We start from the raw sequence: 14,782 nt of genomic DNA, 5'->3' as shown, positions 1-14,782 counted from the left end.
TTTTGTATATCTATATATTTATGCTAAAAAAGTTAGAATCCAAATAAAAAAGATAAATATGTTTCATCACTTCCATCCTTATAAACCATATTTAAATGAAGATACAAAAAAAATAATTGTAGGAACTCTTCCTCCTCCAAGGTTTTGTATTAATGAATTTAAAAAAGAAGATGTAAACTTTTGTTATGGCTCAAAAGACAACCTACTTTGGCCAGTACTTAATAAAATTTATAAGTTAGATTTATTATTTGATAATAGCCTTCAAGCAGTAGAACAAAGAAAAGAGTTTTTAGACAAAAATCAAATAGGTATTTGTGATATTGTAGATTCTTGCAAAAGAGAGAAAATTGATGCCAGTGATTTAGGTATGAGTGAAATTGTTTTAAGAGATATTCTTTTTTATTTAAAAAAATATAAAAGTATTGATACTTTACTTTTTACAGGTGGAAACTCTAAAAATGGTCCAGAATATTTTTTAAGACAAATTTTAAAAAAAGAGGAAATTAAATTTCATTTAGTAAATAATGAAATTCCAAAAATACATAAATTTATTTTTGATAACAGAGAGTTTAAAACTATTTCTCTTACTTCTCCTTCTAATGCAGCAAATAGATATATTGGTTCAAATAAACTTTATAAAAGAAGAAAAGCTCAAGATAAAAACTATACAACTTTTGATTTTAGAATTGAACAATATTCTAAAATTTTCAAATCTACTTAAGATTTATATAAAGCTAATCTTCTTATACTTTTATTTTATGAATGAGTATTCATTTATAAAAAGATATGCAAAGGAATTATCATGTTCATTACTGAAATCTTAATGTTTGTGGTTTTAAGTTTAGTAGCGTTTACAGCAGTTACATATGTAATAAATATGTTCGTCAAGGAATAAAAAGAAGGACTACCTTCCTTCTTTTTATTTAATTAGAATGCTTCTACGATAGCACCTTTATATTTAGTTGCAATAAACTCTTTTACTTCTTTTGAGTTTAATACTTCATTTAAAGCTTTAATATAATCTTTATTTTCATTACCTTCTCTTACAACTAAAATATTAGCATATGGAGAATCTTTTGATTCAATTGCTAAAGCATCTTTAGTAGGATTTAAATCCGCTGCTAAAGCATAGTTTGTATTAATAATTGCAGCATCAACTTCACCTAATACTCTTGGTAATTGTGGAGCATCTAACTCTTTAATTTTTAAATTTTTTGGATTATCTACAATATCAATTGCTGTTTTAAATTGAACATCTTTAAATGTTAATAAACCTTGTTTTACTAAAACATCTAAAGCTCTACTACCATTTGTTGGGTCATTTGGTACTGCAATTGTTGCACCATCTTCTAATTCATCTAAAGATTTAATTTTTTGAGAATATAATCCCATTGGCTCTAAATGAACATTTACTGTTTTAACTAACTTTGTATTTTTAGATTTATTAAACTCATTTAAATATGGCGTATGTTGGAAAAAATTTGCATCTAATTCACCTTCATCAACTGCAATATTTGGAGTAACATAATCAGTAAATTCTACGATTTCTAACTCATAACCTTTAGCTTGTAAAAGTGGTTTAACAATCTCTAAAATCTCTGAGTGAGGAACTGGAGTAGCTCCAACTTTAATAACTTTTTTTGCTTCTTCTTTTGGCTCTTCTGAACCAGTACAAGCAGTAATTCCAAGTGCAACAGCACCTACTAATGCTAATTTTAAAATATTTTTTAACATCTGTGTCCTTTCTTTTTTAATTTATTTTTTTGTAATCTTATATATATAATCACCTGTACTTTGAACTGCTTGTACAAGTGCAATTAATATAACAACTGTATATAACATAGTATCAGTTTGGAATCTATAGTATCCATATTTAATAGCTACATCTCCTAAACCTCCACCACCAACTGCTCCAGCCATAGCTGAAAACCCGATAACCGTTATTAGTGTTAAAGTAATAGCTGAAATAATACTTGGCATTGCTTCAACTAACATCACTTTAAAAATAATTTGCCAATCACTAGCACCAAAAGATTTTGCTGCTTCAATAACACCAGTATCAACCTCTTTGAAAGCACTTTCAATTAATCTTGCAATAAAAGGAGCAGCTCCAATTGTAAGAGGTATAATAGCGGCTGTTGTACCAATACTCTTTCCAATTAAAAATTTAGTAAGAGGAAATAAAACAATCATTAATATAATAAAAGGAAAAGATCTTAAAGTATTAATTACAACATCTAAAATAGTATAAATTTTTAAATTTTCTCGTAATCCACCTTTTGAAGTAAGTATTAAAATAATTGCTAAAAAAAATCCAATTACTACTGCAAAAAATGTAGAAACAAATGACATATATACAGTTTCGCCAAGTGCTGGCAATAAAATATCAACCATTATAAAACCTCCCATACAATGTCATGTTCTTTTATATAATTTGTAACAATCTCTTTCTTTTCTTCTTCTATATTTATAACCATATTACCTACTATATGAGTGTTTATCTCTTCAAGTTTTCCCCATACAATATTAAAATCCATATTTAATTCTCTTGCCATTTTTGTTATAAAGGATTGATAAGCATTATCTTTAGGGAAATATAATTTAATATTTACACCCTCAGAAGGTACAACTTCACTCTCTCCTAAAAACTCTTTCATCTTTTCATCAGGTTTTAAAAATAGTTCTTCTGTATCATCAAAACCAATAATGTTACCATGCTCTAATAATAAAGCTTTTTGGGCAATCTGTTTTACAACATCCATTTCATGAGTAACTAAAACAATTGTAATATTAAGTTTTTCATTAATCTCTTTTAAAAGATTTAGAATTGATGTTGTTGTATTTGGGTCCAGAGCAGATGTTGCTTCATCAGAAAGTAAAACTTCTGGCTCTAAAGTTAATGCTCTTGCAATAGCAACTCTTTGTTTTTGTCCACCACTTAATTGGTTAGGATATGAATCTTTTTTATTATCTAATCCAACAAGAGCTAATAATTCATTTACTTTTTTATCAATTTGCTCTTTTTTATATCCCCAAAGTTGCATTGGAAGTGCTACATTTTCATATACAGTTTTTCTTTGTACTAATGAAAAATGTTGAAAAATCATTCCAATTTTTTTTCTAAATTCTCTTAAGTTTTCTTTCTTAAGTGATTTAATCTCTTTATTATTTACTTGTAATGAACCATCACTATACTCTTCAAGTCCATTTATACATCTAAGTAGTGTTGATTTCCCCGCACCACTATGTCCAACAATAGCAAAGATTTCACCTTTTTTAATCTCAATAGATATATTGTTTAAAACTTTTGTTTTACCATAATATTTATTTAGATTTTTAATAGTTATCATAATAAGTCCTTATTTGTGGGTGAATATTATACAAAAAAGTATAAAACAAGTATTAAAGAGGTAACTTATTTGAAAGTTTGAGTTAACTTTAAGAAAACTAAGTATTTTAATCTTGATTATTTTACTTGTATTTATAAAGAAAAAAAAGTAACCCCTTAGGGTCACTTAATTTTACTCATTCATTGAAGCAAAGAACTCTTCATTATCTTTTGTTTTTTGCATTTTTGAATATAAAAATTTAAGAGCTTCAACTTCATCCATTGAAGCAATAGCATTTCTAAGAATCCAAGTTTTTTGTAGAATTTCAGGAGAAAGTAATAACTCCTCTTTTCTTGTACCTGATTTAGTAATATCAAGTGCTGGATAAACCCTTCTATTTGCTGCATCTCTTGATAACACAACTTCTGAGTTTCCTGTTCCTTTAAACTCTTCAAAAATAACTTCATCCATTTTTGAACCAGTTTCAATAAGAGCAGTAGAGATAATAGTTAAAGAACCACCCTCTTCAATATTTCTTGCAGCACCAAAAAATCTTTTTGGTTTATGTAAAGCATTTGCATCAACCCCACCAGAAAGAACTTTACCTGATGATGGTGTAACTGTATTATATGCTCTTGCTAATCTTGTAATTGAGTCTAAAAGAATAACAACATCTTTTTTCATCTCTACAAGTCTTTTTGCTTTTTCAATAACAATTTCTGCAACTCTTACATGATTTTGTGCAGGTAAGTCAAAAGTAGAAGAGTAAACTTCTCCTTTAACACTTCTTTGCATATCAGTAACCTCTTCTGGTCTTTCATCAATTAATAAAACCATTAAGTGAGTATCGGGATGATTTCTAGTAATCCCATGTGCTAACTCTTTTAGTAGTTCTGTTTTACCAGTTTTAGGAGGTGCAACAATAAGTCCTCTTTGTCCTTTACCCATTGGAGCAAATAAATCTAACATTCTTCCTGTCATTTTTGTTTGATCATATTCAAATTTAAATCTATCTGTTGAGTATAAAGGAGTTAAGTTGTCAAATAAAGGTCTGTTTTTTGATTCATTGATTGGTAGGTAGTTTATTGCTTCAATTTTTAATAAAGCATTATATTTTTCACTCTCCTTATTAGGAGGTCTAACCTGCCCTGTAACAATGTCACCTGTTCTTAATGCAAATTTTCTAATTTGAGTTGCTGATACATATGAATCATTTGATGTATCAGAGAAGTTTCCATCCATTGCTCTTAAAAAACCAAAACCACCATCTTTTATTTCAAGTATTCCTGTAAATAGAATAAAACCACCTTGGTCAATTTGAGACTTCAAGATGTTAAACATAAGGTCTTGTCTTTTTAGCTCTTGCGGGTTTTCTACTTCTAATTCTTTTGCTATTTTAAGAAGTTCTTCAAGGGGAAGTTCCCTAAGTTGTTCGATTTTGTACCCCTCAACAGGCACATGAGTTCTTGCTTTTCTACTTGCCGTAGATTTTGTTTTAGATTGAGTTTTTGACTCTTCCATAAGTATATTTTGCCTTTTATAGAATTACATATTAATGTAATGTAAGTTTTGTAGTGTTATTAAGAATTTGTGTTGTATTTTAGTGTTTATTTAAAAAAATGTCAAGAAATTTATATTTTATAAAGATAAAGATGCCTAAATTAGGCATCTTTATTAACTATTATAAGTCACCTTCGTGTTTAGCAAGATATTCAGCAACACCATCTTTGTTTGCTTTCATACCCTCATCACCTTTAGTCCATCCTGCAGGACAAACTTCACCATGTTCATTTGTAAATAACATTGTATCTACCATTCTAATCATTTCATCAATGTTTCTTCCTAATGGTAAGTCATTGATTACAGCGTGTCTTACAGTTCCATCTTTATCAATTAAGAAAGATCCTCTTAATGCAACAGACTCTCCGAATAATACATCATAATCTTTAGAAATTTGTTTGCTTAAGTCTGCAACTAATGGATATTTAATTCTTCCAATTCCACCATTTTCAACTGGAGTCTCTCTCCATGCGAAGTGAGAAAATTGAGAATCTACAGAAACACCAATTACATTGATACCTCTTGAAGTAAATTCTTCAATTCTTTTAGAGAATGCGATAATTTCTGAAGGACAAACGAATGTAAAATCTAATGGATAGAAAAATAATACCGCACCTTTCTCACCGATGTTATCATAAAGGTTAAAATCTTCAACAATTGAACCATCAGCAAGTACTGCTGTAGCTGTGAAATCTGGAGCTTTTTTTGTAACTAACATATAATTTCCTTTAATTAAAATTTTTGTGACATCATTATAGTAGAATTTTTTTAAAATAAATAATAAGTATAAAGATAAATAAAAAATTTAAGATAATCTTTACTTTAGGAAAAAATTTATCCAAATATTCAAAATATTACTATTTGATAGTTGTTATTATTTTCATTAAAGTGCCTTTCTGTGGGATTTCTAATAATACATAGATTTAATGATAAATTTATTATTAGTGTGATAAAGTTTCTAAAATTTAACAAGGAGTTATAAAATGGCAGTTAAAATTACAGACATTTGTATTAATTGCGATGCATGTTTAGATGAATGTCCTACTGAATCAATTGTTGATAATGATGAAAATCCAACTGGAGAAGATATTTATTATGTAAACCCTGAAACATGTACTGAATGTATTGGGGACAATGATGAACCAGCATGTGCAGAAGCATGTCCAACTGAAGGTTGTATCGTATGGGATGTAAGAGAAGGTGCTTCTCACCCAGTTAGAGATGGTATGACTGCAGGTGAACCTTGCGTTGAAGATTAATATTAATTTTTAACATTTATATATAGAATATTTTATTAAAAGGTGAGTAGTTTTTTTACTACTTGCCTTTTTTTTATTTTTTAGGTATAATCCGCGACTTAAAAATTAAATGAGGAAAATACCTATGGAACAAACGTTATCAATCATTAAACCTGATGCAGTAGCAAAAAACGTTGTTGGTAAAATCTTAGACAGATTTGAATCAAACGGATTAAGAATTGCTGCAACTAAAAAAGTACAGTTATCAAAAGCTGATGCAGAAGCATTCTACGCAGTTCACGCAGAAAGACCTTTCTTTGGTGAATTAGTTGAATTCATGATTTCTGGACCAGTTGTAGTTTCTGTTTTAGAAGGTGAAAATGCAATGGCTAAAAATAGAGACTTAATGGGTGCTACAAACCCTAAAGAAGCAGCTGCTGGAACAATCAGAGCTGATTTTGCTGACTCAATTGATGCAAATGCAGTTCACGGTTCAGATTCATTAGAAAATGCAGCAATCGAAATTAAATTTTTCTTCTCAGATAGAGAAATTTGTTAATATAGTTAAAATTTTCAATGAAAATAGAATTTAGAAAAGTACCACAAAGCCCTAAAATTTTTAGTGCTGAACACAATTCAGTTAAAATTGAAGGTACTTTTTGTAAAATATCGCCATCTTTAGTCAAAGTAGACAGCACTATTAGTGGAAAAACTACAGTTCAATGTGCAAGATGCGGTGAAGATGATACTGTTACTTTAGAGGAAGAGTTTAATTTCTTGATAAGTGATGGTATTTTCAAAAACGATTCCTCTGAGTCAGAAGACTTAGTTATAGAAGTAGATGATAATATTATTGATTTTGATGAAATTATTCAAAGTGAAATATCATCTATATATAGTGACTATCACATCTGTAATAATTGTACAGAGAGTGATTTAGTTGATAAAGAATATTAAATAAGGAGAAAAACATGGCAGTACCTAAGAGAAGAGTATCTCATACTAGAGCAGCTAAGAGAAGAACTCACTATAAAATTACTTTAAAAAGACCAGTAAAAGATAGTGACGGAACTTGGAAAATGCCTCATATGGTTAACCCAAATACTGGTGAATATAAAAACTAATGCTAAAAATTGCTATTGATGCTATGGGTGGGGACTTTGGTCCTCAACCTATAATAGACGGTTTGATTGCCGCTCTAAAACTAAACAACAACTTTACTGCTATAGCAGTAGGTGATAAAACTCAACTTGAAAACTTAATCCCTTCATATTTATTAAATAGAGTAGAAATTATACATACTGATGATGTAATTAGTATGAGTGACTCTGCTACTGATGCATTAAAGAGAAAAGAATCTACAATTTATAAAGCTATTGATCTAGTAAAAACTGGAGAAGCTGATGCAGTAGTTTCTGCTGGTCACTCTGGTGCTTCAATGTCTTTAGCGACACTAAGAATTGGAAGAATTAAAGGTGTAACTAGACCTGCTATTGCAACATTAATGCCTACAAGTGAAAATCAAAATACATTAGTATTAGATGTTGGAGCTAATGTTGACTGTGATGCAAAAAATCTTTTTGAATTTGCAGTTATGGGTCAAGTTTATGCAAGAGATGTTCTACAAATTGATGAACCATTAGTTGGTTTATTAAGTAATGGAGAAGAAGAGAGTAAAGGTAACGAAGTTACTAAAGAGGCTTTTAAACTAATTTCAAAAATTCCTAACTTTGCAGGAAATGTTGAAGGTAGTGATGTATTTAAAGGCTCAGTTGATGTAGTTGTTTGTGATGGATTTATTGGTAATATTTTATTAAAAACTGCAGAAGGTGTTGCAGATACTATTGGTAAAATTATTAAAAAGAATCTTAAAAGATCACTTATCTCAATTGCTGGTGCAGTATTAATGAGAAAGGTGTTCAAAAACTTAAAAGTTAGAGTAGACTATGCAGAATATGGTGGTGCACCATTATTAGGTGTAAAAGCTCCTGTAATTATTGCACATGGAAAATCAAACCCTAAAGCTATACAAAATGCTATTTTTCAAGCTATCAATAGTGCAAGTTCTAACTTAAACAACGATATTGAAGAGAGATTAAAGAGATTTAGCTCTTAATCCTCTTTTTTATTTAAGGAATTTTTTTATGGCTTATGCAGCGTTTAGATCAATTGGAGCTTATATCCCTCCTAAAATTATGACTAATTTTGATTTTGAAAAAATCATTGATACAACAGATGAATGGATTACAAAAAGAACAGGTATTAAAGAAAGAAGAGTATCAGAAGAGAATGAAGCCTCATCTGACTTAGGTGCAAGAGCAGCACAAGTTGCTATTGATAGAGCTAATATTGCAAAAGAAGATATTGATTTAGTTATTTGTGCAACAGTAACTCCTGATTATCTTTGTATGCCTTCAACAGCTTGTTTAATTGCATCAAAACTTGATTTACCACCAGTTCAAGCTATGGATATTAGTGCCGCATGTACAGGATTTGTATACGCAGTATCTTTAGCAAAAGCATACATTGAATCTGGTATGAAAAAGAATGTACTAATTATTGGTGCAGAAAAGTATACTTCAATTTTAGATTATACAGATAGAACTACTTGTTTTATTTTTGGAGATGGAGCTGGTGCAGCAATTATTTCTGCAACAGATAAAAAAGAAGAAGCTATAGTTGATGTGAACTGCTCAAGTGATGGAAACTATGATGACTTAATTAAAACTGCTGGGGGAGGAAGTAAACACCCTTGCTCACAAGAAGTTTTAGATAATAAGATGGCTTGTATTAGAATGAAAGGAAATGAAACTTTCAAACTTGCAGTTAAAACATTAACTTCTGATGTAAAAGTTATGATGGAAAAACATGGCTTAACAAATGAAGATATCACACACTTTATCCCTCATCAAGCAAACTACAGAATTATTAAAGCTGTAGGTGATGCTTTAGGCTTAAATGAAGAACAAACAGTAGTTACTGTAGATAAATATGGTAATACTTCAGCAGCTTCAATTCCTATGGCAATGAATTATGCTTATGAACAAGGAAAAATCAAAGCAGGAGATAAAATCCTATTTGATGCTTTTGGAGCTGGACTTACTTGGGGATCTGCACTTTTCCCTTTCTCACCAAAACAATAAATTTTACTGATGAGCTTTTGCTCATCTTAAAACTTACATAATATATATATTTATTTCTACAATAAAGAATACATTTCGGTCACATTTGTTACAATAGTAATATAAAGATATTACACTTAACTAGGGATAAGTTTGACTAAAAAAATTACTGAGAATTTCGAGATATTTCCATGGAATGAGAACCTTGAAATTGGGATTGAACAAATTGATAAAGAGCATAGAGTATTAATAAATCTTCTTAATAAACTTGCAAATAGTCTTACTCAAGAAAGAAATATTGAGATTGAAGAGACTTTTAATGAACTTGCAAAATATGCAGAATATCACTTTAAAAGTGAAGAAAAAATCTGGAAAGAGTATATTGTAAATAAAGAGCTTCTTGAAGAACATTACAAAAGTCATGAATCTTTTTTACCTAAAGTTTTAGAACTAAAAGAAAAAAATCAAGATAAAAGTTATAATGAAGTTATTGAAGAGATTTTACTATTTTTAATTAGATGGCTGGCTTTTCATATAGTTGATGAAGATAAAAGATTTGCACTTATCATAAAGTCTTTAGAAGATGGTAAAAATATAAAAGAAGCTATTTATGAAACAGAAAGTATGATGAGTGGTTCGATGAAGAATCTTATAGAGACTATACTTTCAATGTATGATAAACTATCTATTAAAACTATAAATTTAATTAGAGAAAGAAAAGCTAGATTAAGAGCAGAGAGAGAACTAAAAAAGATTAATAAAAAACTTGAAGAGTTGTCAAGGACTGATCAGCTAACAAAAATATATAATAGAAGATATTTTGATGAACAATTTAATTTAGAACTAAAAGAGTCTATAAAAAATCAAAAACTACTTACTGTATTAATATTTGATATAGATTATTTTAAAAAGTTAAATGATACTTATGGACATGCTAAAGGAGATGAAGCATTAAAGAAAGTATCTAAAACTTTAAAAAACTTATGTATAGAACATGAAATCACTATTTATAGAGTGGGTGGAGAAGAGTTTACTATTTTATTTTCTAATAAAAATGAAAAGGAAGTCTTAGCATTAATTTTAAAGATTCAAACTTTAATAAAAGAACTAAAAATACCTAATAAAGGAAGCCATATCTCTGATTTTGTGACAATTTCAGGAGGGTTAATTAGTATCATTCCAACAAAAGAAAATAGTATTGATTCAATTATGAGATTAGCGGATGAAAGACTTTATAAAGCCAAAAGAACAGGAAGAAATAAAATTATAACAATATAAGCTTTAGTACTTAAAGATATTGTACTAAAGCCATATAAAATATAGTTCCTAAGAAAATTGAAATCAAATAATTCTTAAGAACTAGGTGTAAAACTGCTGTAAAAAATATTCCTGCTAACTCTTTTATACCATAAGGGTATAAAGAAAAATTTATATCTTTTAGTGTATAAAATACCAAGATTGTCATTATGGTTGCAGGGAAAAACTTCTCTATAAAATTTAATGATTGTGGTAAATCTCTTTTTGCAAAAAAGATAAAAGGAAAAACTCTTGTTAAAAAGTTTACCAATGCCATAATTGCAATAGCAATATAAAGTTCCATACTACTCATCATTTAACCTCTGCCTAAAAAAGAAAAGTAAAACTAAAGCCAATGAAATAGTAACTATAAGCATTTTATCACTTGGAACAAAAGCTAAGGCTATAATAGAAGAAATAGTTCCAATAGCAAAAGGAATTGGATTTTTCAAGTTTTTATACTGTTCTATACATAATACAACAAATAGTGCTGTTAAAGAAAATTCTAAACCTGCTGTATTGAATTCAACATTTGAACCAACTATTGCTCCTAAAGTTGCTCCTGTAAACCAATAGAATTGGTTAAAAGCTGTTAAAAAAAAGTAGTACCACTTTTTTTTTAGTTGTTCATCATCTTTTATTGTGGTAAGAAGTGCATAAGTTTCATCTGTTAAGCCAAAGATTAAATAGGGTTTTAACTTTCCTGTTTTTTTAAATCTTTTTAATAAAGATAAACCATAAAAAGATTGTCTTAAATTTACAAACCAAGAAGCGATTGCAATATCTACAAAACCTGCTTTAGCATTAAAAAAATTAATTGCAACAAATTGTAAAGCCCCTGCATAAATAAAAAGACTCATTAAAGGAGCTAAATACCAAGGATATTCAAAAGATACTAATAATAATCCAAAGGCAAAACCTAAAACAGAGTATCCCATCATAACAGGGATAGAAATTTTAAATGCAGTCTTTATTTCTCTTTCTAATTTCAAATTATTTGAATCTTCTGTTATTAGGATTATTTTTAAATACGTTTAATGATTTCTCTTTTGTTATATTTTCATTATATTTATCAATAGTTGCAACTGAATTAATAAAAAGTATTGATTCATCAACTACTATTTGAAAGATTGCATAAAATGGAATTTTTACTGTAGAGCCAAAATTTTCACTTCCAAAACCAGCTTCAAAACTTATATGAGTTTCACTAATTTTTATAGTACTATATGTGTAGTTTTTTAAAACAAATAAAGAAAATTTTGCTAACTGTTCTTTTGTTGCACTTGGAAGTTCAGGATTAAACTCAACTGCATCAATATTTGCAGTTACTGCAAACTCCTGTCCTTTATTTACTAAATAATTCATTGTATCTTTTACTTGAGTACTTACTAATTCTTTATATTCAATATCTTCTAATATGTTATTAATCATTTTCTAGTCCTGCATTAAATTAGTTTTGTATTATATCCTATGTAATAGATGATTATACTTATTATAAAATTGTAAATTTTTTATAAAGATTATTTATAGGAAAAACTATAGTTTTGAATTTCATCAAAATCAATCATTGCGTTCATTAATGCTAGTTTTTTAGAATTTAAAAGCATTTCAAGGGTAATATCTTTCTCAATTAATTCTGCATTTTTAAGTAATCTCGCTCTTGTAGTTCCTGCTAAAAGTGGTTTTTTAGGTGTAATCCAATTATCTCCATCAAAAATAGCGATATTTGCAATTGAGGTATCTGTAACTAAACCATTTTTTATAATAATAATTTCATCACAAGACTCTCTTTTATTAAATAATAACTCTAATTCTGTTCTATCAAAATATTTTTTTGAATACTCTAACTCAGCTACTTCGATTATCCTAAAAGTATTAATCTCTCTTTTTTTATAAGGGAAAAAATCTACACTTAAAATTGAACTTTCATCATAAACAACTTTACATCTTGAAAGTTCATTTGAAGGAGGATAAATATAGTCTTGTAAGTTTAAGTTTTTTGCTATTGTTTTAGCAACTCTGTCTTCATGGAAAGTTAAATTAAAAACTTCATAGTCATCACATTTAATTGTTTCAAAAAATATATTTTTATTCAAAGCTACTCTTTATAATTTTTTTCAAATTATAAAGAGTTTTCTCTTAAGTTGCCTATTTTTTCTTTTTCTTTTTTGTTTCAAAAACTTTTGCAACTTCCTTTGCATAGTGAAGTTCTGTTGTAATACCAACGCAAGAGCAATTGATTTCAGATAAAACATATTTATCTGTTCCATCCTCATTATAATCCATAATATAATCCATAGTCCAAAGAAGTGGATAGTTTTGACCCTTTAAAAAAGGTTTTAAATCTTTTAAACCCTTTGTAGTAAGTTTAATAACTTCTTTCCATTTTGGTTCATCTGGTGATTCATATCTATATTGAGCTCCAGAAAAAAGTGTTGCAGAAAATTCACCCTCTTGAGGTTTTTTATGTACAACAGAGATAGGTTTATCATTTACAAGTAAAACTCTAACTTCACCTTCAGCAATTCTTTCTAAATATCTACACCCTACAAAACCATTTTTACCTTTGAAATATGCAGCATATTCTGATTCTTCTTCAAATCTTGATTCAAATTTTTCTAAAAATTCATTGATGTTATCATAATAAAATTTCTCATTGTTTACGGCCTCAACAGAGAAAATTGAACCATCATCTTTTTTAGATACTAAATATACACCCTCCCCTGTAGAACCATAGTTTGTTTTTAAAACTCTAATTCCATACTTGTCTAAATCAGAGGGAAACTTTCTTGCAAAATCAGTAAAGGTATTATAAAAATAAGTATCCTTATCCCCTAGTCTAGTTCCTTTTAGTTTGGCTAAAATATCTTTAAAATCAAGATTAATCATAACATCTGGATGAGTATGTACTTCAACTCCTGAATTTCCTAAAGCCTTTAAAAATTGGAAATATTCATCAACTTCTTTTAAGTTACCAGGATTGATTCTACTTATAACAGCTACTGCTTTCTCTTTTAAATAGTCAAGTAGTTCATATTTTCTATTTGGTCTATAAAAAACAATCTCTGTTTTATAGTCAGTTACCTCTTCAATTGCATTTAAAATTGGTTTAGTATCGGGTCTAAAACCATCAAAGCCTTTATCACTACCCTTTGTGTACTCTATTACAAAAATAGTGTTTCTCATAATCTTCTCCTTAAAAAAATTTCAAGGATTTTAAAATAATAAAAATACTTTATGGTTACAAGGTTAAAAAATAAGTTTTTATGTAATCTTTTTGTAATTAAAAAGGTAAGTAGACTTTGTCAATAAGTTCTTTATATTCATCTTCAACATTTGAATCACAAGTAATTCCTCCACCGCTTTTATAATAAAGGTTTCCTTCTTCATCTTTTTCAATAAATCTTATCATCACACAAGAGTTTAAAGAATTTCCATCATAAACTCCAAAAATACCAGTATAAAAACCTCTATCATAATTTTCATTCTCTTTTAGTATTTCAACAGTTTTTTTCTTTGGTGTTCCAGTTATAGAACCAGCAGGTAAAAGTGCAGTTAAAATATCCCCTATTTTAGCATGCCAATTTTCATCTAATTGACCTGAGATTTTAGAGCTTACTTGTAGAAGTTTTTTATCTCCTGCATTTATTTTATCAATATATCTAAACTTCTCTACTTTAATTTTATTTGCCACAATTCCTAAATCATTTCTAAGTAAATCTACAACCATAGTATGTTCTGCCATCTCTTTTATATTTCCTAAAATCTTGGCACTTGCATTTTCAATACTACTATCAATTGTCCCTTTCATAGGGTAAGTTGCTATCTTATTCTTTTTTATCTCTACAAATTTTTCAGGAGAGAAACAGACAAATTTATCAAAAAATTTTAATTTATATTTTGCATTTGCTTTTTCATATATCTCATCTAAACTAAATTTTGTTTCAATCCTTGTTTTTGCAGTTAGATTTAAAATATATGAATTACCTTCTTTTATATGATTTTGTAAAGTTTCAAAACTTTTCTTATATTTATCAAAAGAAATTGGAGTTTTTACTAAGCTTTCTTTGTGTGAAAGTTTTGAAGATATTTTTTCATTTATCTCAAATTTTATATCACTAGGAAGTTCTTCTAAGGGTTTTATATAAAATTGTGATAAATCATAAGATATTGTAAAAAAAAATGGCTCTTTTAAAGAGCCATATTTATTTAGTATACTTTGTAGGTTTTTATTCAA

19 protein-coding genes are annotated in these 14,782 nt (G+C 28.4%); 8 read left to right on the top strand and 11 right to left on the bottom strand.

What is annotated here, in order from left to right; all coding sequences use genetic code 11:
• Positions 1–58 precede the first annotated feature (58 nt).
• Positions 59–721, top strand: coding sequence for a uracil-DNA glycosylase family protein (locus ABIV_RS01420; protein ID WP_114838197.1), 663 nt, complete (start codon positions 59–61; stop codon positions 719–721).
• A gap of 206 nt (positions 722–927) precedes the next feature.
• Here ABIV_RS01420 and ABIV_RS01415 read toward each other — a convergent pair whose 3' ends face one another.
• The 5 genes from ABIV_RS01415 to ABIV_RS01395 form a co-directional block, all read right to left on the bottom strand.
• Positions 928–1,734, bottom strand: coding sequence for a MetQ/NlpA family ABC transporter substrate-binding protein (locus ABIV_RS01415; protein ID WP_114838196.1), 807 nt, complete (start codon positions 1,732–1,734; stop codon positions 928–930).
• A gap of 21 nt (positions 1,735–1,755) precedes the next feature.
• Complete coding sequence (locus tag ABIV_RS01410) at positions 1,756–2,394, bottom strand: methionine ABC transporter permease (RefSeq protein WP_114840424.1); 639 nt, start codon at positions 2,392–2,394, stop codon at positions 1,756–1,758.
• Positions 2,394–3,350 (bottom strand): methionine ABC transporter ATP-binding protein, encoded by a 957-nt coding sequence (locus ABIV_RS01405; protein WP_114838195.1) that lies wholly within the window; start codon positions 3,348–3,350, stop codon positions 2,394–2,396. Before ABIV_RS01405 ends, ABIV_RS01410 begins: the two co-directional genes overlap by 1 nt.
• Before the next feature lie 171 nt (positions 3,351–3,521).
• Positions 3,522–4,850: a transcription termination factor Rho gene (gene rho / locus ABIV_RS01400; protein WP_114838194.1), complete on the bottom strand. Its 1,329-nt coding sequence runs from the start codon at positions 4,848–4,850 to the stop codon at positions 3,522–3,524.
• 160 nt (positions 4,851–5,010) lie between these two features.
• Positions 5,011–5,607: a peroxiredoxin gene (locus ABIV_RS01395; protein WP_114838193.1), complete on the bottom strand. Its 597-nt coding sequence runs from the start codon at positions 5,605–5,607 to the stop codon at positions 5,011–5,013.
• Positions 5,608–5,872: 265 nt separating this feature from the next.
• Here ABIV_RS01395 and ABIV_RS01390 point away from each other — a divergent pair, with 265 nt between their 5' ends.
• From ABIV_RS01390 to ABIV_RS01360, 7 genes are all read left to right on the top strand, one after another.
• Complete coding sequence (locus ABIV_RS01390) at positions 5,873–6,148, top strand: 4Fe-4S dicluster domain-containing protein (protein WP_114838192.1); 276 nt, start codon at positions 5,873–5,875, stop codon at positions 6,146–6,148.
• A gap of 124 nt (positions 6,149–6,272) precedes the next feature.
• Entirely contained in the window at positions 6,273–6,686 is a 414-nt protein-coding gene (gene ndk, locus ABIV_RS01385) for a nucleoside-diphosphate kinase (protein WP_114838191.1), read from the top strand.
• Positions 6,687–6,703: 17 nt separating this feature from the next.
• Positions 6,704–7,084, top strand: a complete 381-nt coding sequence (locus tag ABIV_RS01380; RefSeq protein ID WP_114838190.1) for a DUF177 domain-containing protein — start codon at positions 6,704–6,706, stop codon at positions 7,082–7,084.
• Positions 7,085–7,098: 14 nt separating this feature from the next.
• Positions 7,099–7,251 carry a 50S ribosomal protein L32 gene (gene rpmF, locus ABIV_RS01375; protein ID WP_114838189.1) on the top strand — a complete coding sequence of 51 codons (153 nt, stop codon included), beginning with the start codon at positions 7,099–7,101 and terminating at the stop codon, positions 7,249–7,251.
• Positions 7,251–8,243, top strand: coding sequence for a phosphate acyltransferase PlsX (gene plsX, locus ABIV_RS01370; protein WP_114838188.1), 993 nt, complete (start codon positions 7,251–7,253; stop codon positions 8,241–8,243). Before rpmF ends, plsX begins: the two co-directional genes overlap by 1 nt.
• Before the next feature lie 28 nt (positions 8,244–8,271).
• Positions 8,272–9,270 carry a beta-ketoacyl-ACP synthase III gene (locus tag ABIV_RS01365; protein WP_114838187.1) on the top strand — a complete coding sequence of 333 codons (999 nt, stop codon included), beginning with the start codon at positions 8,272–8,274 and terminating at the stop codon, positions 9,268–9,270.
• Between the two features lie 132 nt (positions 9,271–9,402).
• Positions 9,403–10,527: a GGDEF domain-containing protein gene (locus ABIV_RS01360; protein WP_114838186.1), complete on the top strand. Its 1,125-nt coding sequence runs from the start codon at positions 9,403–9,405 to the stop codon at positions 10,525–10,527.
• 10 nt (positions 10,528–10,537) lie between these two features.
• Here the strand turns inward: ABIV_RS01360 and ABIV_RS01355 are convergent, their stop codons facing one another.
• The 6 genes from ABIV_RS01355 to ABIV_RS01330 form a co-directional block, all read right to left on the bottom strand.
• On the bottom strand, positions 10,538–10,858 hold the full coding sequence (locus ABIV_RS01355) for a branched-chain amino acid transporter permease (protein WP_114838185.1): 321 nt from the start codon (positions 10,856–10,858) through the stop codon (positions 10,538–10,540).
• Entirely contained in the window at positions 10,851–11,537 is a 687-nt protein-coding gene (locus tag ABIV_RS01350; RefSeq protein ID WP_205526941.1) for an AzlC family ABC transporter permease, read from the bottom strand. The genes ABIV_RS01355 and ABIV_RS01350 overlap by 8 nt, the downstream gene beginning before the upstream one ends.
• Position 11,538: 1 nt before the next feature.
• A complete protein-coding gene (locus ABIV_RS01345; protein WP_114838184.1) occupies positions 11,539–11,976 on the bottom strand; it encodes a hypothetical protein in 438 nt (145 codons plus the stop codon).
• 89 nt (positions 11,977–12,065) lie between these two features.
• Positions 12,066–12,641, bottom strand: a complete 576-nt coding sequence (locus ABIV_RS01340; RefSeq protein WP_114838183.1) for an aminotransferase class IV family protein — start codon at positions 12,639–12,641, stop codon at positions 12,066–12,068.
• A gap of 52 nt (positions 12,642–12,693) precedes the next feature.
• Entirely contained in the window at positions 12,694–13,731 is a 1,038-nt protein-coding gene (locus ABIV_RS01335) for a Cj0069 family protein (RefSeq protein WP_114838182.1), read from the bottom strand.
• A 97-nt stretch (positions 13,732–13,828) separates the two neighbouring features.
• Entirely contained in the window at positions 13,829–14,782 is a 954-nt protein-coding gene (locus tag ABIV_RS01330; protein WP_114838181.1) for an aminodeoxychorismate synthase component I, read from the bottom strand.

Source organism: Halarcobacter bivalviorum (genome assembly GCF_003346815.1).
GTDB lineage: Bacteria > Campylobacterota > Campylobacteria > Campylobacterales > Arcobacteraceae > Halarcobacter > Halarcobacter bivalviorum.
The sequence above is the reverse complement of the archived record's forward strand: the minus strand, read 5'-3'. Positions and strand labels throughout refer to the sequence as shown.

Excerpts from the sequence above, each read along its gene's own strand:
- ABIV_RS01355 (WP_114838185.1), bottom strand. The coding sequence starts at position 10,858 with ATGAGTAGTATGGAACTTTATATTGCTATTGCAATTATGGCATTGGTA.
- ABIV_RS01420 (WP_114838197.1), top strand. The coding sequence starts at position 59 with ATGTTTCATCACTTCCATCCTTATAAACCATATTTAAATGAAGATACA.
- ABIV_RS01415 (WP_114838196.1), bottom strand. The coding sequence starts at position 1,734 with ATGTTAAAAAATATTTTAAAATTAGCATTAGTAGGTGCTGTTGCACTT.
- plsX (WP_114838188.1), top strand. The coding sequence starts at position 7,251 with ATGCTAAAAATTGCTATTGATGCTATGGGTGGGGACTTTGGTCCTCAA.
- ABIV_RS01380 (WP_114838190.1), top strand. The coding sequence starts at position 6,704 with ATGAAAATAGAATTTAGAAAAGTACCACAAAGCCCTAAAATTTTTAGT.
- ABIV_RS01345 (WP_114838184.1), bottom strand. The coding sequence starts at position 11,976 with ATGATTAATAACATATTAGAAGATATTGAATATAAAGAATTAGTAAGT.
- rpmF (WP_114838189.1), top strand. The coding sequence starts at position 7,099 with ATGGCAGTACCTAAGAGAAGAGTATCTCATACTAGAGCAGCTAAGAGA.
- ABIV_RS01390 (WP_114838192.1), top strand. The coding sequence starts at position 5,873 with ATGGCAGTTAAAATTACAGACATTTGTATTAATTGCGATGCATGTTTA.
- ABIV_RS01335 (WP_114838182.1), bottom strand. The coding sequence starts at position 13,731 with ATGAGAAACACTATTTTTGTAATAGAGTACACAAAGGGTAGTGATAAA.
- ABIV_RS01365 (WP_114838187.1), top strand. The coding sequence starts at position 8,272 with ATGGCTTATGCAGCGTTTAGATCAATTGGAGCTTATATCCCTCCTAAA.
- ABIV_RS01410 (WP_114840424.1), bottom strand. The coding sequence starts at position 2,394 with ATGGTTGATATTTTATTGCCAGCACTTGGCGAAACTGTATATATGTCA.
- ndk (WP_114838191.1), top strand. The coding sequence starts at position 6,273 with ATGGAACAAACGTTATCAATCATTAAACCTGATGCAGTAGCAAAAAAC.
- rho (WP_114838194.1), bottom strand. The coding sequence starts at position 4,850 with ATGGAAGAGTCAAAAACTCAATCTAAAACAAAATCTACGGCAAGTAGA.
- ABIV_RS01395 (WP_114838193.1), bottom strand. The coding sequence starts at position 5,607 with ATGTTAGTTACAAAAAAAGCTCCAGATTTCACAGCTACAGCAGTACTT.
- ABIV_RS01405 (WP_114838195.1), bottom strand. The coding sequence starts at position 3,350 with ATGATAACTATTAAAAATCTAAATAAATATTATGGTAAAACAAAAGTT.